The sequence below is a fragment of the Enterobacter sp. BNK-18 genome (genome assembly GCF_047456135.1).
Classification (GTDB): domain Bacteria; phylum Pseudomonadota; class Gammaproteobacteria; order Enterobacterales; family Enterobacteriaceae; genus Enterobacter; species Enterobacter ludwigii.
This window is the reverse complement of record NZ_CP179899.1, coordinates 3,908,392-3,925,903: the sequence shown is the minus strand read 5'-3', so window position 1 is coordinate 3,925,903 and position 17,512 is coordinate 3,908,392. Positions and strand designations below refer to the sequence as shown.

Sequence of the window (17,512 nt, the reverse complement as noted above, 5' to 3'; positions counted from 1 at the left end):
GCCATTTTTTTATCGGAACAGGCTATCGGCGGCAAACGCCTATAACATGAATAATTGTAATGTGAAAATTACCGTTTAACGCCATCACACCCAGCCAAACAACGTTTAGTCATTACGAAAAATAAGGCTAACATCCTCACACAAGAAAAACTAAATCGTGACAGACCGCACAAAACGCTACCCTGTTGCCCTCAATATCGGGGGAACACATGCTGCTACATATCCTTTATCTCGTCGGGATCACTGCCGAAGCCATGACCGGTGCACTCGCTGCCGGACGCCGTCGTATGGATACGTTTGGGGTCATCATTATTGCTACCGCCACCGCGCTGGGAGGCGGATCGGTACGTGATATCCTGCTGGGGCATTACCCTCTCGGCTGGGTTAAGCACCCCGAGTACATCATCATTGTGGCTGTCGCCGCAGTGCTGACCACTATCCTTGCTCCTGTAATGCCCCATCTTCGACGTCTGTTTTTAGTGCTTGATGCTCTGGGCCTGGTCGTGTTCTCCATCATCGGGGCACAAATTGCGCTGGATATGGGCGAAAGCCCGGTGATTGCCACTATTGCCGCAGTCGTGACGGGCGTATTTGGCGGCGTACTGCGCGATATGTTCTGCAAACGCATTCCCCTGGTCTTTCAAAAAGAGCTCTACGCCGGGATATCCTTTGCATCAGCCGTTCTGTATATCGCTTTACAGCATTATGTTTCCAGCCATGACGTCGTGGTCATCGCCACCTTGTTATTTGGCTTCACGGCTCGCTTGCTTGCGCTGCGCTTGAAACTGGGACTGCCCGTGTTTCATTACACTCAGGACACCCACTGACTGGCCGCTATCTATTCTCCCCAATAAGATAGCGGTGTTTATCAGCCATAAGCGACAGCAAGCTCACGTCAGAATCCTTGCACTCCCTGCTTGCCGAGCCAGGCAACCAGGCCGGCAATGCCAGGATCATGAATAAACGCAACGAGCTGCCGGGCTTTCTCCTTTCCTGTGCCGGGAAGTGCCTGCCAGTCTGCTGCGTTACGCTCACGCATTTTCTGCCACGTCAGGTCTCCCATAGCGTTTAGCGAGGCCTGCGTCAGCGGAACACCCAATGCCATGATCCAACGAATAAAGGGTCGCTCCCGTACCAGATTAAAGCGATGCCAGAGCGCCTGCCCGCGTGCTGCGGAAAACCCCGGGGTAGACTGCAGCTGCGCCTGCGTTAATGTCAGCCATGAGAAGATATGTTCAAAATGATGCGCCTGATGCAGCGCCCGCCAGCCTGACTCACCGACTCCTTCAATATTCAGCACGTGCTTTGAACTAAGCCACGTCAGGCGGGCAAAGAACTGCTCCATACACGCCGGCGAGGCGTAAAAACAGCTCTGCGCATGATAATGCGAGGCCGGGGGTGTGGGCTTTTGTCTCTCTTCCCCCCGCCAGACCACCTTATCGAACCGCGGGATACCCTGCCCGGCCAGACTGACCTGTATCTGATCACCCGTCGCAATATCCAGCCTTTGCCAGCGTTCAACGGACCCAAGACTGACCCGTTGTACCTGCTTATCATCCAGCAGGACAGGGACCAGCGCCGCCACGACTGAGATTTTTCCCGTGCGCCCCACGGCAAAATGAATATCTCTTACTTCGGCGATCTGTGCGACCGGGGGATATTTCCATGCGACGACCCAGCTGCCTTCTCCGGGCAACCAGTTTTCGCCGGGAGGGGCATCCGCGGACCGCACCACAATGCCGTCCGTGGCAAAGGGTAATGCCGTGTTGTGCCACGTCGAGCGCTGTTTCTCGACAGCATCAACAGTCTGTACAGGCAGGGTATAACGCGCCGTCAGGGAAAAGCCGGCTTTAGATAACTCAGACAGCGCACTCGACATCACTTTCGGCCCATCCGGCCAGGCCCAGATAAATATCCCTGTCTGGCTCAGAAGCGGATTGTCCTTTTGCCGCATCATCGCGCCCGCCACTTTTGCCCGTGCGTTCATTCCCCCCATCTGTCGCTGAAGATGGTTGTCACGTAACCAAAAAAGCTCCCCCTGTAAGACGCTATTGGCCAGCGCACCGGTCACTTTTTTGGGCACTGCGGGAATTAAATACACTTGTGCAGTCCAGTCCTCACCTTTTAGCCCATCACCACGACTGATAGCCTGGGTTAACTTTCCGTCGCGATACACCAGCGTCACGGCCACCCCGTCGACTTTTGGCTGCATCCAGAGAGTGTCACGACCACGCATCCACTGGCGTAGCTCTTCTTTACTGCCCGCTTTATGCACTCCCGTATGGGCAACAGGATGTCTTACGCTCCCCGTTAGAACCGGTAAGGCCTCCTCAGAAGGTATATCGCCGAAGCAGCGCTGCCACTGCTTTAAACGGCCATTGAGCTGGTCATAGACGTCGTCATTCACCTCGCTCACGCCCTGCTTCCAGTAGGCATCATCCCAGCGTTTGACTTGCGCACTCAACGTCGCAATCTCTTTCTCTGCTTTTGCCTGAGACCACACGGGACACACCGCCGCACCGTAGCCGCACCACAACAGCATTAATCCGCTCATCCATCGCCACATCGCCACCCCTCCTTTGCGTTGGTGGAGGTATAACCCGACGCGGAAAACCGTGCTAATGGCAATCTTTCACTCTGCGAGGCGTTGTCAGACGTTTATTTTTATTGCTGCAAAACAGCTGTAAAACCTGAAAACGGCGCGCAAAATTCAATAATGCAGGGGAAAAAGTGTGACAAAGGCTACGTCACACAGCGGCGACGTGTATAATAAGCCCGTATGTAGGACTTCTTCGTTAACACATACAAAAGACTCTCATGGCTCAAGGCACGCTTTATATTGTTTCTGCCCCTAGTGGCGCGGGTAAATCCAGCCTTATTCAGGCACTGTTAAAAACCCAACCGTTGTACGACACACAGGTTTCTGTTTCTCACACCACGCGTAAACCGCGTCCGGGTGAAGTGCACGGTGAACACTATTTCTTTGTTGATCACGATGAATTCAGAGCGATGATTGGCAGAGACGCGTTTCTTGAACACGCAGAAGTTTTCGGTAACTACTACGGCACTTCGCGTGAAACCATTGAGCAGGTTCTGGCCACGGGCGTAAATGTGTTCCTGGATATCGACTGGCAGGGCGCACAGCAGATTCGCAAGAAAATGCCTGATTCACGCAGTATCTTTATTTTACCGCCATCGAAAGATGAGCTGGATCGCCGACTGCGTGGCCGCGGTCAGGACAGCGAGGAAGTGATCGCCCGGCGTATGGAGCAGGCAGTTGCAGAAATGAGCCATTACGCGGAATATGATTACCTTATTGTGAATGATGATTTTGATGCCGCGCTGAGCGATCTCAAAACCATTCTTCGCGCAGAACGCTTGCGTATGAGCCGCCAGAAGCAGCGACATGACGCATTAATCACCAAACTGTTGGCAGACTGAACCCACTTTCAGTATCATGCCCAGTCATTTCTTCACCTGTGGAGCATTTTAAGTATGGCACGCGTAACTGTTCAGGACGCTGTAGAGAAAATTGGTAACCGTTTTGACCTGGTGCTGGTCGCCGCGCGTCGCGCTCGTCAGATGCAGGTAGGCGGTAAAGATCCGCTGGTACCGGAAGAAAACGATAAAACTACCGTTATTGCACTTCGCGAAATCGAAGAAGGTCTGATCAACAATCAGATCCTCGACGTACGTGAGCGCCAGGAGCAGCAAGAGCAGGAAGCCGCAGAACTGCAGGCCGTAACCGCCATTGCTGAAGGTCGTCGTTAATTAAACCTGCGGGTCGCCCTTGTATCTGTTTGAAAGCCTGAATCAACTGATTCAAACTTACCTGCCTGAAGACCAGATTAAGCGTCTTCAGCAGGCGTATCTCGTTGCACGTGACGCTCACGAGGGCCAGGCACGTTCAAGCGGTGAACCCTATATCACGCACCCGGTAGCGGTGGCCTGTATTCTGGCCGAGATGAAACTCGACTACGAAACGCTGATGGCCGCCCTGCTGCATGATGTGATCGAAGATACCCCTGCCACCTACCAGGATATGGAACAGCTGTTTGGCAAAAGCGTTGCCGAGCTGGTGGAAGGGGTCTCTAAGCTTGATAAGCTGAAATTCCGCGACAAGAAAGAGGCGCAAGCCGAAAACTTTCGCAAGATGATTATGGCGATGGTGCAGGATATCCGCGTCATTCTTATCAAACTTGCTGACCGTACCCACAATATGCGCACGCTGGGCTCACTTCGCCCGGACAAACGTCGCCGCATTGCCCGTGAAACCCTCGAAATCTACAGTCCGCTGGCGCACCGTTTAGGTATCCACCACATTAAAACCGAGCTGGAAGAGCTGGGTTTTGAAGCGTTATACCCGAACCGCTATCGCGTGATTAAAGAGGTGGTGAAAGCCGCACGCGGCAACCGTAAAGAGATGATTCAAAAGATCCTCTCTGAAATTGAAGGACGTTTACAGGAAGCGGGAATTCCGTGCCGCGTCAGCGGTCGCGAAAAACATCTGTACTCCATTTACTGCAAAATGGTGCTCAAAGAGCAGCGTTTTCATTCGATCATGGATATCTACGCGTTCCGCGTGATCGTCCACGACTCTGATACCTGCTACCGCGTGCTGGGCCAGATGCACAGCCTGTACAAACCGCGTCCAGGGCGCATGAAAGATTACATCGCCATTCCAAAAGCGAACGGCTATCAATCTTTACATACCTCGATGATCGGTCCACACGGCGTGCCTGTTGAAGTGCAGATCCGCACCGAAGACATGGACCAGATGGCGGAGATGGGTGTGGCTGCACACTGGGCTTATAAAGAGCACGGTGGTGAAAGCAGTACAACCGCACAAATCCGCGCCCAGCGCTGGATGCAAAGCCTGCTGGAGCTGCAGCAGAGTGCGGGTAGCTCGTTTGAATTTATCGAGAGCGTTAAATCCGATCTCTTCCCGGATGAGATTTACGTTTTCACCCCAGAAGGCCGCATTGTCGAACTGCCTGCAGGCGCTACGCCGGTCGACTTTGCTTACGCCGTGCATACCGATATCGGCCACGCCTGCGTGGGCGCGCGTGTCGACAGGCAGCCTTATCCGCTCTCTCAGCCGCTTTCCAGCGGCCAGACGGTGGAAATTATTACCGCACCGGGCGCACGTCCGAACGCGGCCTGGCTGAACTTTGTCGTGAGTTCCAAAGCACGCGCCAAAATCCGCCAGTTGCTGAAAAACCTCAAGCGCGATGATTCCGTCAGCCTGGGGCGTCGTCTGCTCAACCATGCGTTGGGTGGTAGCCGTAAGCTGGCTGAAATCCCGAAAGAGAACATTCAGCGTGAGCTGGAGCGCATGAAGCTCGCCTCGCTTGATGACCTGCTGGCAGAAATCGGCCTCGGCAACGCCATGAGCGTGGTCGTGGCGAAGAACCTGCAGCAGGGTGATACCACGGCGATCCCGACGACGACGCAAAGCCACGGTCATCTGCCGATCAAAGGCGCGGACGGCGTACTTATCACCTTCGCGAAATGTTGCCGTCCTATCCCGGGTGACCCGATTATTGCGCACGTCAGTCCGGGTAAAGGGCTGGTTATCCACCACGAATCCTGTCGTAACATCCGCGGCTATCAAAAAGAGGCGGAGAAGTTCATGGCAGTCGAGTGGGATAAAGAGACGGCACAGGAATTTATCACCGAAATTAAGGTGGATATGTTCAACCACCAGGGTGCCCTGGCGAACCTGACGGCAGCAATCAATACGGCCTCTTCCAACATTCAGAGCCTGAACACGGAAGAGAAAGATGGCCGCGTCTACAGCGCCTTTATTCGTCTGACCGCCCGTGACCGCGTGCATCTGGCGAACATTATGCGCAAGATCCGCGTGATGCCGGACGTGATTAAAGTCACCCGTAACCGAAACTAGACTTATGAATTCAAAACGTTACGAGCGTATCTGCGAAATGCTCGCCAGGCGTCAGCCTGACCTGACGGTCTGCATGGAGCAGGTCCACAAACCTCATAACGTCTCTGCAATTGTCCGTACCGCAGACGCCGTAGGCGTGCATGAAGTGCACGCCGTCTGGCCGGGTGCCCGCATGCGAACCATGGCTTCAACTGCCGCAGGCAGTAACAGCTGGGTGTCCGTCAAAACCCACCAGACTATTGGCGAAGCCGTATCGCACCTGAAAGGTCGCGGTATGCAGGTCCTGGCCACTAACCTGTCCGCAAAAGCCGTCGATTTTCGTGAGATCGACTACACCCGCCCGACCTGTATTTTGATGGGTCAGGAGAAAACCGGGATCACCCAGGAAGCGCTGGATCTGGCGGATCAGGATATCATCATCCCCATGATCGGCATGGTGCAGTCTCTCAATGTCTCCGTGGCCTCTGCGCTCATTCTCTATGAAGCGCAGCGCCAGCGTCAGAACGCGGGCATGTACAAGCGCAGCAACAGCATGCTGCCGGAAGAGGAGCAGCAGCGCCTGCTGTTCGAAGGTGGTTACCCGGTGCTGGCTCGCGTCGCGAAACAGAAAAAACTGCCTTACCCCCACGTCAACGCGCAGGGCGAAATTGAAGCCGATGCCGAGTGGTGGGCCACCATGCAGTACGCAGGATAACCGATGAAAGGCCGTCTGCTGGATGCCATACCGCTCAATAGCCTGACGGGCGTAGGTGCGGCGCAAAGCAGTAAACTGGCAAAAATTGGCCTGCATACCGTGCAGGATCTCCTGCTCCATCTCCCCCTGCGTTATGAAGACCGCACCCAACTCTATAAGATTGGCGATCTGCTGCCTGCCATTTACGCCACCGTTGAAGGCGAAGTACTGAACTGCAATATCACCTTTGGCGGACGCCGGATGATGACCTGTCAGATCAGCGACGGCACCGGCATTCTCACCATGCGCTTTTTCAACTTCAATGCGGCCATGAAAAACAGCCTTGCGACCGGTCGCAGGGTGCTGGCCTATGGTGAAGCCAAACGCGGGAAATACGGCGCAGAGATGATCCACCCGGAGTATCGCGTTCAGGGAGATCTGAGCACGCCGGAGCTGCAGGAGACCCTGACCCCGGTTTATCCGACGACCGAAGGCATCAAGCAGGCAACGCTGCGTAAACTCACCGACCAGGCGCTGGAACTGCTGGATACCTGCGCCATTACCGAGCTACTGCCGCCTGAGCTGGCTCAGGGCATGATGAGTCTGCCCGAGGCGCTGCGCACCCTGCACCGCCCGCCGCCAACCCTGCAGCTTAGCGACCTGGAAAGCGGCAAACACCCCGCTCAACGGCGTCTTATCCTTGAGGAATTACTGGCTCATAACCTGAGCATGCTGGCGGTACGGGCGGGCGCGCAGCGTTTTCATGCCCAGCCCTTAAGCCCGCGAGATGAACTCAAAGATAAGCTGCTGGCCTCACTGCCGTTTAAACCCACCGGTGCACAGGCACGCGTCACGGCCGAGATTGAACGCGATATGGCGCTTGATGTGCCCATGATGCGCCTGGTTCAGGGGGATGTGGGTTCCGGTAAAACGCTGGTTGCAGCCCTGGCTGCCCTGCGCGCAATTGCCCACGGCAGGCAGGTGGCGCTAATGGCCCCCACCGAACTGCTGGCTGAACAGCACGCTAATAACTTCCGCGCGTGGTTTGCCCCGCTTGGGATTGAAGTGGGCTGGCTTGCCGGGAAGCAAAAAGGTAAAGCGCGTCAGGCACAACAGGACGCCATTGCCAGCGGTCAGGTACAGATGATTGTCGGCACGCACGCGATTTTCCAGGAGCAGGTGCAGTTTAATGGTCTTGCCCTGGTGATTATCGACGAACAACACCGCTTCGGTGTACACCAGCGTCTGGCGCTGTGGGAGAAAGGGCTACAGCAGGGCTTCCATCCGCATCAGCTGATCATGACTGCCACACCTATCCCGCGCACCCTGGCAATGACCGCCTACGCCGATCTCGATACATCGACCATCGACGAACTGCCGCCGGGCCGTACACCGGTCACCACGGTCGCCATTCCGGACACACGCCGGAGCGATATCATCGACCGCGTGCGCAACGCCTGCACTCACGAAGGCCGTCAGGCCTACTGGGTCTGCACGTTAATTGAAGAGTCTGAACTGCTTGAAGCGCAGGCTGCGGAAGCGACGTGGGAAGAGCTGAAGCTGGCGCTGCCCGAGCTGAACGTGGGTCTGGTTCACGGGCGGATGAAGCCTACTGAGAAACAGGCGGTGATGCAGTCGTTCAAACAGGGTGAACTGCATTTGCTGGTTGCCACAACGGTGATTGAAGTCGGCGTAGACGTGCCCAATTCCAGCCTGATGATCATCGAAAACCCGGAGCGTCTTGGCCTTGCGCAACTCCATCAGCTGCGCGGCCGCGTTGGCCGCGGTGCTGTCGCCTCTCACTGCGTGCTGCTCTACAAAGCACCGCTCTCGAAAACCGCACAGATGCGTTTGCAGGTGCTGCGCGACAGTAACGACGGTTTTGTGATTGCACAAAAAGACCTGGAGATCCGCGGCCCAGGCGAACTGCTGGGCACGCGTCAGACGGGTAACGCCGAATTTAAAGTAGCAGATTTACTGCGCGATCAGGCCATGATCCCCGAAGTGCAGCGCCTCGCACGCCATATTCATGAGCGCTACCCCGAACAGGCGGCAGCATTAATTGAGCGCTGGATGCCGGAAACCGAACGCTATTCCAACGCCTGATCTCAGGCAAACATCGGCAGCATCAGGTAAAGCTTGATCACCAGCGCGTTGACGATATCAATGAAGAACGCCCCGACCATCGGGACCACCAGAAACGCCATATGCGAAGGCCCAAAACGTTCGGTGATCGCCTGCATGTTGGCGATAGCCGTCGGCGTTGCCCCCAGACCAAACCCACAATGCCCGGCCGCCAGCACTGCTGCATCGTAGTTTTTGCCCATCATGCGCCAGGTTACAAACATGGCGTAGAACGCCATAAACAGCGCCTGAACGGCCAGAATAGCCACCATCGGCAGCGCCAGTGAGGCCAGCTCCCAGAGCTTGAGGCTCATCAGGGCCATCGCCAGGAACAGCGACAGGCAGACGTTACCAAGCACCGATACGGCACGTTCAAATACGCGGTAGAAGCCCATCAGCGCCAGACCGTTACTCAGCAGCACCCCAACAAACAGCACGCACACAAACGTCGGGAGCTCGAACGCTGAACCTGCCAGCCATTGCGCAACCACTTTGCCCACCGTCAGGCAGATGGCAATCATCGCGATAGTTTCAATCAACACCAGCGAAGTGATGGTGCGTCCGACGTCGGGTTTTTCAAAGGCAGTGGGCACCAGCTCATCGTCCGGTCTTCCGTCTGGCGTACCAGAGTGCTTCACCAGATACCGCGCCACCGGCCCGCCGATCAGGCCGCCCAGCACCAGACCGAAGGTGGCGCAAGCCATCGCCACTTCGGTGGCGTTTTCAAAGCCGTAGCGCTCAGTAAACAGCTTGCTCCACGCCGCCCCGGTACCGTGGCCACCAGAGAGGGTGATTGATCCGGCCAGCAGCCCCATCAGCGGATCCAGCCCCAGCAGCGTAGCCATCCCGATACCAATGGCGTTTTGCATCACTAGCAGCCCTACCACCACGATCAGAAATACGCCGAGCACTTTGCCACCCGTCCGCAGGCTCGCCAGGTTGGCATTCAGGCCAATGGTGGCAAAGAAGGCCAGCATCAGCGGATCTTTCAGGGACATATCAAAATCAATTTCCCAGCCCATGCTTTTCTTCAGTACCAGCAGGGCCAGCGCCACCAGCAGTCCGCCGGCAACAGGTTCAGGAATGGTGTATTTCTTCAGAAGGGAAACGCTGTGTACGAGCTTACGGCCAAGCAGTAAGACCAGCGTTGCGGCAACAAGGGTCGACAACGTATCGAGATGAATCATAAAAGGCTCCTGTTATGCGCGTGTTCCATACACACGCGGCGTTATCCTGGGCCGGCTTGCGCTCGTCATGAGCCACCGGCGCAAAAAGTGTAATTTTTTTTCCCCATGGGTTGTAGAAAACCTGCTCACAGCGGCAGATTTTCTTGTCTTTTTTTGTTGGCAATCGTTTGCTTTTACCAGGTGGTCAGATAAAATGCCCGCTTTTCCACCGTGGGATTGCCGCCGATGTCCGTTAACACCCTTGAGTCTCCCGATGCGCAACCGATTGCGCAGAAGCAAAATAGCGAACTGATTTACCGCCTTGAAGACCGTCCGCCTCTTCCTCAGACGCTCTTTGCCGCCTGCCAACACCTGCTGGCTATGTTCGTTGCGGTGATCACCCCGGCGCTGCTGATCTGCCAGGCGCTTGGTTTACCGGCTCAGGATACACAGCACATCATCAGTATGTCCCTCTTTGCCTCCGGCGTGGCGTCCATTATTCAAATTAAAGCGTGGGGCCCGGTGGGGTCTGGATTGTTGTCGATCCAGGGCACCAGTTTTAACTTCGTCGCACCGCTGATCATGGGCGGTACAGCCCTCAAAACCGGCGGCGCGGATGTTCCGACCATGATGGCGGCGCTGTTTGGCACGCTGATGCTGGCCAGCTGCACCGAGATGGTGATCTCCCGGGTACTGCACCTGGCGCGTCGCGTGATCACGCCGCTGGTATCCGGCGTGGTGGTGATGATCATTGGCCTGTCGCTGATTCAGGTTGGCCTGACCTCCATCGGTGGCGGTTATGCGGCAATGAGCGACCACACTTTTGGTGCACCGAAAAACCTGCTGCTGGCCGGCGTGGTGCTGGCAATCATTATTCTGCTAAACCGTCAGCGTAACCCGTATCTGCGTGTGGCATCGCTGGTGATCGCCATGGCGGCCGGTTATCTGCTGGCCTGGGCGCTGGGTATGCTGCCGGAGAACACCCCGCAGACCAACAGTGCGCTGATCACCATTCCAACGCCGCTGTACTACGGCCTGGGCATTGACTGGGGTCTGCTGCTGCCGCTGATGCTGGTCTTTATGATCACCTCGCTGGAGACGATTGGCGATATCACCGCCACGTCTGATGTCTCCGAGCAACCGGTCTCCGGCCCGCTGTATATGAAACGCCTGAAAGGCGGCGTGCTGGCGAACGGTCTGAACTCGTTTGTCTCTGCGGTCTTCAACACCTTCCCGAACTCCTGCTTCGGCCAGAACAACGGCGTGATCCAGCTGACTGGCGTTGCCAGCCGCTACGTCGGTTTTGTGGTGGCGCTGATGCTGATCGTCCTCGGCCTGTTCCCGGCGGTAAGCGGTTTTGTGCAGCATATACCTGAACCGGTACTGGGCGGCGCAACGCTGGTGATGTTCGGGACCATCGCGGCTTCCGGTGTACGTATCGTCTCCCGCGAACCGCTGAACCGCCGCGCCATCATGATCATTGCCCTGTCGCTGGCCGTGGGTCTGGGTGTTTCACAGCAACCGCTGATCCTGCAGTTTGCCCCGGACTGGGTGAAAAACCTGCTCTCTTCCGGCATTGCGGCAGGCGGTATCACCGCGATTGTTCTGAACCTCGTTTTCCCGCCTGAGAAAAATTGATCGCCCTCACGGCAGGCTGTCAACGCCTGCCGTGACATCTCTTTACACCATTCCCGCCTTGAGCATTGCGCATAAATCGTGCATAACTCCCTTATGTGCGTTTCGCGGGATGGAAGACCATGAAATTTATTGGAAAGGTACTCGTCTATCTTCTGGTGGCCCTGCTCATTGTGGTGCTGGCGCTCTATATTCTGCTCCAGACCCGCTGGGGAGCATCTCAGGCCAGCAACTGGATAACGGTGAATACCGATTACGAACTCAATTTCGATCTGATGGATCACCGCTTTTCGTCACCTTCCCACATCATTCTGGAAAACGTCACGTTTGGCCGCGACGGTAAACCCGCCACGCTGGTGGCCAGGAAAGTCGATATTGGTCTGAGTAGCCGACAGGTCACCGATCCGCTGCACATGGACACCATTACCCTGTTCGATGGCACGCTTAATCTTTCTCCTCAGACGGCACCGCTCCCGTTCCAGGCGGACCGTTTGCAGTTGAACAACATGGCCTTTAACAGCCCCAATACGGAATGGGATCTCAGCGCACAGAAAGTAACGGGCGGCGTCAGCCCGTGGCAGCCAGAAGCAGGCAATGTGCTGGGTAAAAACGCACAGATCCAAGTGAGCGCAGGCTCGCTTACCCTGAACGGCGTGCCGGCCACCAACGTGCTGATCCAGGGGCAGCTCAACGGCAAAGAGGTGGTGCTGAACACCATTGGTGCCGATATGGCGCGCGGTTCGCTCACCGGGTCCGCCCTGCGCAACGCTGACGGCAGCTGGATTATCGACACCATGCGTCTGAATGAGATCCGCCTGCAAAGCAATAAGTCACTGGTGGATTTCTTCGCGCCTCTGACCACCATTCCCTCGCTGCAGATTGGCCGTCTGGAAGTGACTGACGCACGCCTGCAGGGGCCGGACTGGGCGGTGACCGATCTCGATTTAAGCCTGCGCAACCTGACACTCAGCAAAGGCGACTGGCAAAGTCAGGAGGGGCGTTTGTCCATGAACGCCAGCGAGTTTATTTATGGCTCTCTGCATCTGTTCGACCCGATCATGAATGCGGAGTTCTCCCCGCAAGGCGTGGCGCTGCGCCAGTTTACCTCCCGCTGGGAGGGCGGCATGGTACGTGCTTCCGGCAACTGGCTGCGCGAGGGTAACGCGCTGGTGCTGGACGATGTCGCCATCGCCGGGCTGGAATACACCCTGCCGCAGAACTGGAAAACGCTGTGGATGGAGCCGTTACCGGAATGGCTGAACAGCCTGACGCTAAAAAAATTCGGCCTGAGCCGTAACCTGGTTATTGATATCGACCCGGCCTTCCCGTGGCAAATCACCTCTCTTGATGGCTATGGCGCGAACCTGCAGCTGGCGAAAGATCGCCAGTGGGGCGTATGGGGTGGCAGCGCAACGCTGAACGGCGCGGCGGCGACCTTTAACCGCGTGGACGTGCGTCGTCCGTCGCTGGCGCTGAACGCTAACACCTCAACGGTAAACATTACCGACCTGAGTGCTTTCACCGAAAAAGGCATTCTGGAAGCCACGGCGACGGTTTCACAGCTTCCGCCACGGCAGACCACAATCAGCCTGAACGGACGCGGCGTGCCGCTCAACGTGCTGCAGGCGTGGGGCTGGCCGGCACTGCCCATTGGCGGTGATGGCAATATCCAGCTAATCGCCAGCGGCAGCGTGCAGGCCAACGCACCGCTGAAACCGACGGTTAACGGGAAACTGAACGCGGTAAATATGGATAAAAAGCAGGTACAGCAGACGATGACGGGGGGAGAGGTGTCGACACTATCCTCGCCCCAGCCCTCTCCCTGAAAGGAAGAAGAAGCAAACCCTTCCCTCCCCCCGTTGGGGAGAGGGTTAGGGTGAGGAAAATTAAAGGTGTACCACCACCTCATTACCCTCCGCTTTCACCACCACGCCCCACTCGCTCCCGGCCTCTGAGCCGCCTTTTACGCCACTCAGTTTCTGCACGTTGCGCAAGCAGACCGACCAGTTTCGCGCGTCACCTGTGCTGGTAATGGTCACGGTGTCGCCGCTGCGTGTGGCTTTCAGCGTAAATGTCACAGAACCGTCCGCCGCAGGCACTTCGCTCACCGCCATCGCGCCATCGCCAAGGTTAAACAGCTGGAAAGCTGTCCCCTCGTTCCAGGCGTAGTCCGGTTTCTGTTGATTGTTGCCCAACGCCAGCAGGGTGTTATCGCGCACATAGACCGGCAGGCTGCGGAAATCATGCTGCTGTTTATGCCAGCGGCTGCCCTCGATTTCATCGTTATGCCAGAGATGGGTCCAGCGCCCTTCCGGCAGGTAAAACTGCACGTCACCGGCCTCAGAAAACACCGGGGCTACCATCACCGACTCCCCCAGCATGTACTGACGGTCGAGGTAATCGCATGCCGGATCGTCCGGGAACTCCAGCATCATCGCCCGCAGCATCGGTGTGCCATACTCACGAGCCAGAGCAGCCTGGCGATAGAGATACGGCATCATCTGACATTTCAGCTGAGTGAAGTGACGCACCACATCACAGGACTCATCATCGTACGCCCACGGTACGCGGTAAGATTTGCTGCCATGCAGGCGGCTGTGGCTGGATAACAGCCCAAACGCGCACCAGCGTTTGTAGACGTGTGCCGGCGCGGTATTCTCAAATCCACCGATGTCATGGCTCCAGAAGCCAAAGCCGGACAGACCAATCGACAGCCCGCCGCGCAGGCTTTCCGCCATCGACTCGTAGTTGGCGTAACAGTCGCCACCCCAGTGCACCGGGAACTGTTGCGCACCTACCGACGCCGAGCGGGCAAACAGCACCGCCTCATCCGCGCCCACCGTTTCTTTCAGTACGTTCCACACCAGTTCGTTATATAGGTATGCGTAGTGGTTGTGCATCTTCTGCGGATCGGAACCGTCAAACCACTGGACGTCCGTCGGGATGCGCTCGCCAAAGTCGGTCTTAAAGCAGTCGACGCCAATATCCACCAGGCCCTTCAGCTTGTCGGCATACCACCGACACGCGTCCGGGTTAGTGAAGTCATAAATCGCCAGGCCGGGCTGCCATTTGTCCCACTGCCACAGGGAACCGTCCAGACGCTTGAGCAGGTAGCCCTTCTCTTTCAGTTCGCGAAATACCGGCGACTTCTGGCCGATGTACGGGTTAATCCACACGCAAACCTTCAGCCCTTTCTCCTTCAGGCGGCGGATCATCCCTTCCGGATCCGGGAAGGTCACCGGGTCCCACTCAAAATCACACCACTGGAAGGCCTTCATCCAGAAGCAGTCGAAGTGGAAGACATGCAGCGGCAGATCGCGCTCCGCCATGCCATCAATAAAGCTGTTCACCGTGGCTTCATCGTAGTTAGTGGTAAACGAAGTCGTGAGCCACAGGCCGAAGGACCACGCCGGGGGCAGTGCCGGACGCCCGGTGAAGCGCGTATAACGGTTCAGGACCTCTTTTGGCGTCGGGCCGTCGATCACGAAGTACTCCAGATACTCCCCTTCGACGCTGAACTGCACTTTGGAGACTTTCTCCGAACCCACTTCGAACGAGACGTTTTCCGGGTGATTCACCAGCACGCCGTAGCCGCGGTTGGTCAGATAGAACGGGATATTTTTGTATGACTGCTCGGTACTGGTGCCGCCGTCGCGGTTCCACGTTTCGACCGTCTGGCCGTTGCGCACCAGGGCGGTAAAGCGCTCGCCCAGACCGTAGACCGTTTCACCTACGCCCAGATCCAGACGCTCAAAAACATAATGACGATCGGTACGGGTATCCTGCACGTAACCGTTGTTTTTCAGCTGACTGCCGGTAATGCGCTGGCCGTTGCGCAGGAAGTCCAGCGCCCAGCACTCGCCTTTGGTGACGCGCACGCTGAGGTGACCGCTTTTCAGCTCAGCAAATTCGGCATTGTTTTCAATCTCAACGTTCACCTCTTTGATGACATTCAGAGGATAGTGCGGACCGTTGTTCAGCGCGCCCTGGAAGTGCTCGATACGCACGCCGACAATCCCTTCCTGCGGGGAGAAAAGACGGACGGTGAACATCAGGGTATCAAGCTGCCAGGTACGTTCTCGTACATCACGCGGCGCCACGTACACCACAAGGTCATTGCCCTGCTGCTCTACATCGAACACCTGAACCGGGCAGGTGACGTTCAGGCCCGGTTGAATGAGCCAGTTTCCATCACTGATTTTCATGCTTTCGTCCTCTTAGTTCTGCAATTCTTTGCTGACCGGCAGGTTTTCAAACTCCTGCTGATTGCGGCGCGCGCCGTGTGCCAGCTCGCTCATGATTTTGGTCAGGAAAGGCGTTTTCAGGGTGTAGTAGCGTTTGGCGATGATGGCGCTCAGCACATAGCAGACCGCCGGGGCCAGGGTGAACAGGCCGATAATGATGCTGATGGTCGCGCTGTTCTGGGTTTTAGCTGCGGCGTCATAACCCCCCCCTGCCAGCATCCAGCCGATCATCGCCCCACCCAGCGCCAGGCCGAGTTTCAGCACAAACAGCGTGCCCGCGAAGCTGATGCCGGTAAGACGTTTGCCGTTGGTCCATTCGCCGTAGTCGACGGTATCGGACATCATGACCCACTGGATCGGCGTCACCAGCTGATGCAACACCCCAATCACAAAGATGAAGGTGAACATCACCACCGTGGCATGCATGGGAACGAAGAACATCGCCACGCTGACCACTGCCAGGGCGGCGTTAGTCCACCAGAAGATGCTGACCTTGCATTTCCAGTCGGTGAGCGGTTTCGCCAGCGCAGAGCCAATCAGGTTGCCGACACAGTAGGTGGTGAGGAACGCGACAAAGATTTCCGGCGAGCCCATGATCCAGGTGCAGTAGTACATCATCGCACCGCCACGCACGCAGACGGCGAGGATATTAAGAATGGTCAGCACACCAACAATACGCCACTGGTCGTTGTGCCAGATATCTCGCAGGTCTTCGCGCATGGAGGTGGTGCTGGGCGGCACCTGGATGCGCTCTTTGGTGGTGAAGAAGCAGAACGCCAGCATCAGGAACGCGACCACCGACAGCACGGCGATCCCGCCCTGGAAACCGAACGCTTTGTCATCGCCACCAATCAGGTTAACCAGCGGCATCATCAGTACCGTCGAGAGCATGCCGCCCGCGGTCGCCAGCACAAAGCGCCAGGACTGCAGGGAGATACGCTGCGTCGGGTCGTTGGTGATCACCCCGCCCAGGGCGCAATAAGGGATGTTAACCACGGTATAGAGCAGCGTCAGCAGCGTGTAGGTAATGGCGGCATAGATCATTTTGCCGTTGAGGCTGAGGTCCGGCGTGGTGTAGGCCAGCACGCAGACAATGCCGAACGGGATAGCACCGAACAGTATCCACGGCCGGAATTTACCCCAGCGGCTGCGGGTACGGTCGGCGATCAGGCCCATGCACGGGTCCGAAATCGCATCCAGCGCACGTGCCAGCAGGAACATCGTGCCGACAAACCCGGCAGGAATGCCGAAGATATCGGTATAGAAAAACATCATGTACAACATAACGTTATCGAAAATGATGTGGCTGGCGGCGTCACCCATGCCGTAGCCAATTTTCTCTTTTACTGACAATACGTCGCTCATTTTTTTATCCTTCACGCTGTAGGGGGCGCTGAGACCGGTTACAGATTTTTAAACCATTGTTTCAGGAGCGGGTATTGCGTTTTCTGGTTAGCTGGTTACGTTTCTTGTTTTTTGTGATCGCGGTAAATATTGACGAGCACGAAATGCTAACCTGAGGATTTTCTTAGGAATTAACTGAAACAGGGGTGTTAAGGTCAAAAGAGAGGTGAAAAAAGTGTGCCGGGGTATGTGGTAAATGCCTGAAAGTAGCTATAATGCGCCCCGCCTCCATGTAGCAATGCAGGCGCGGAAGATCGTCATCTCCGGTGAGGTGGCTGGACTTCAAATCCAGTTGGGGACGCCAGCGTTCCCGGGCAGGTTCGACTCCTGTGATCTTCCGCCAAAATTCTTTGAATAGATT

At 56.5% G+C, this 17,512-nt stretch carries 12 protein-coding genes and 1 tRNA gene; 9 read left to right on the top strand and 4 right to left on the bottom strand.

Translation table 11 applies throughout. The features are described from left to right. Positions 1-209 precede the first annotated feature (209 nt). Positions 210-827 carry a trimeric intracellular cation channel family protein gene (locus ACMGG3_RS18890; protein WP_020882694.1) on the top strand — a complete coding sequence of 206 codons (618 nt, stop codon included), beginning with the start codon at positions 210-212 and terminating at the stop codon, positions 825-827. Positions 828-895: 68 nt separating this feature from the next. On the opposite strand, the gene ligB is transcribed toward ACMGG3_RS18890, so the two are convergent. Further along, positions 896-2,566: an NAD-dependent DNA ligase LigB gene (gene ligB, locus ACMGG3_RS18885; RefSeq protein WP_078775061.1), complete on the bottom strand. Its 1,671-nt coding sequence runs from the start codon at positions 2,564-2,566 to the stop codon at positions 896-898. A 251-nt stretch (positions 2,567-2,817) separates the two neighbouring features. Here ligB and gmk point away from each other — a divergent pair, with 251 nt between their 5' ends. The 5 genes from gmk to recG are packed head-to-tail and all read left to right on the top strand — an operon-like array spanning position 2,818 to position 8,684. After that, a complete protein-coding gene (gmk, locus tag ACMGG3_RS18880; RefSeq protein WP_014168044.1) occupies positions 2,818-3,441 on the top strand; it encodes a guanylate kinase in 624 nt (207 codons plus the stop codon). A 54-nt stretch (positions 3,442-3,495) separates the two neighbouring features. Next, a complete protein-coding gene (rpoZ, locus tag ACMGG3_RS18875) occupies positions 3,496-3,771 on the top strand; it encodes a DNA-directed RNA polymerase subunit omega (protein WP_000135058.1) in 276 nt (91 codons plus the stop codon). Between the two features lie 19 nt (positions 3,772-3,790). After that, the gene (spoT, locus tag ACMGG3_RS18870) at positions 3,791-5,905 is read left to right on the top strand and encodes a bifunctional GTP diphosphokinase/guanosine-3',5'-bis pyrophosphate 3'-pyrophosphohydrolase (RefSeq protein ID WP_014168043.1); all 2,115 of its coding nucleotides are present in this window, start codon (positions 3,791-3,793) and stop codon (positions 5,903-5,905) included. Positions 5,906-5,909: 4 nt separating this feature from the next. Then, the gene (trmH, locus tag ACMGG3_RS18865) at positions 5,910-6,599 is read left to right on the top strand and encodes a tRNA (guanosine(18)-2'-O)-methyltransferase TrmH (RefSeq protein WP_014168042.1); all 690 of its coding nucleotides are present in this window, start codon (positions 5,910-5,912) and stop codon (positions 6,597-6,599) included. A gap of 3 nt (positions 6,600-6,602) precedes the next feature. Next, positions 6,603-8,684 carry an ATP-dependent DNA helicase RecG gene (recG, locus tag ACMGG3_RS18860; RefSeq protein WP_020882696.1) on the top strand — a complete coding sequence of 694 codons (2,082 nt, stop codon included), beginning with the start codon at positions 6,603-6,605 and terminating at the stop codon, positions 8,682-8,684. A gap of 2 nt (positions 8,685-8,686) precedes the next feature. Here the strand turns inward: recG and gltS are convergent, their stop codons facing one another. Next, entirely contained in the window at positions 8,687-9,889 is a 1,203-nt protein-coding gene (gltS, locus tag ACMGG3_RS18855) for a sodium/glutamate symporter (RefSeq protein WP_014168040.1), read from the bottom strand. A 225-nt stretch (positions 9,890-10,114) separates the two neighbouring features. Here gltS and xanP point away from each other — a divergent pair, with 225 nt between their 5' ends. Together xanP and ACMGG3_RS18845 are read left to right on the top strand one after the other, a co-directional pair. Then, positions 10,115-11,506: a xanthine/proton symporter XanP gene (gene xanP / locus ACMGG3_RS18850; RefSeq protein WP_032679316.1), complete on the top strand. Its 1,392-nt coding sequence runs from the start codon at positions 10,115-10,117 to the stop codon at positions 11,504-11,506. 119 nt (positions 11,507-11,625) lie between these two features. Further along, positions 11,626-13,329, top strand: a complete 1,704-nt coding sequence (locus ACMGG3_RS18845; protein ID WP_414149375.1) for an AsmA family protein — start codon at positions 11,626-11,628, stop codon at positions 13,327-13,329. Positions 13,330-13,389: 60 nt separating this feature from the next. Here the strand turns inward: ACMGG3_RS18845 and yicI are convergent, their stop codons facing one another. After that, positions 13,390-15,708, bottom strand: a complete 2,319-nt coding sequence (gene yicI, locus ACMGG3_RS18840) for an alpha-xylosidase (RefSeq protein ID WP_414149374.1) — start codon at positions 15,706-15,708, stop codon at positions 13,390-13,392. A 12-nt stretch (positions 15,709-15,720) separates the two neighbouring features. After that, positions 15,721-17,112 (bottom strand): glycoside-pentoside-hexuronide family transporter, encoded by a 1,392-nt coding sequence (locus ACMGG3_RS18835; protein WP_337275895.1) that lies wholly within the window; start codon positions 17,110-17,112, stop codon positions 15,721-15,723. A gap of 287 nt (positions 17,113-17,399) precedes the next feature. Between ACMGG3_RS18835 and ACMGG3_RS18830 the strand changes: the two genes are divergently transcribed. Further along, positions 17,400-17,494 (top strand) — tRNA-Sec (locus tag ACMGG3_RS18830). The last annotated feature ends 18 nt before the right edge of the window (positions 17,495-17,512 follow it).

Bases quoted from the DNA above. Each gene is read 5' to 3' on its own strand.
- ACMGG3_RS18890 (WP_020882694.1), top strand. From the start codon at position 210: ATGCTGCTACATATCCTTTATCTCGTCGGGATCACTGCCGAAGCCATG.
- ligB (WP_078775061.1), bottom strand. From the start codon at position 2,566: ATGTGGCGATGGATGAGCGGATTAATGCTGTTGTGGTGCGGCTACGGT.
- gmk (WP_014168044.1), top strand. From the start codon at position 2,818: ATGGCTCAAGGCACGCTTTATATTGTTTCTGCCCCTAGTGGCGCGGGT.
- rpoZ (WP_000135058.1), top strand. From the start codon at position 3,496: ATGGCACGCGTAACTGTTCAGGACGCTGTAGAGAAAATTGGTAACCGT.
- trmH (WP_014168042.1), top strand. From the start codon at position 5,910: ATGAATTCAAAACGTTACGAGCGTATCTGCGAAATGCTCGCCAGGCGT.
- recG (WP_020882696.1), top strand. From the start codon at position 6,603: ATGAAAGGCCGTCTGCTGGATGCCATACCGCTCAATAGCCTGACGGGC.
- gltS (WP_014168040.1), bottom strand. From the start codon at position 9,889: ATGATTCATCTCGATACGTTGTCGACCCTTGTTGCCGCAACGCTGGTC.
- xanP (WP_032679316.1), top strand. From the start codon at position 10,115: ATGTCCGTTAACACCCTTGAGTCTCCCGATGCGCAACCGATTGCGCAG.
- ACMGG3_RS18845 (WP_414149375.1), top strand. From the start codon at position 11,626: ATGAAATTTATTGGAAAGGTACTCGTCTATCTTCTGGTGGCCCTGCTC.
- yicI (WP_414149374.1), bottom strand. From the start codon at position 15,708: ATGAAAATCAGTGATGGAAACTGGCTCATTCAACCGGGCCTGAACGTC.
- ACMGG3_RS18835 (WP_337275895.1), bottom strand. From the start codon at position 17,112: ATGAGCGACGTATTGTCAGTAAAAGAGAAAATTGGCTACGGCATGGGT.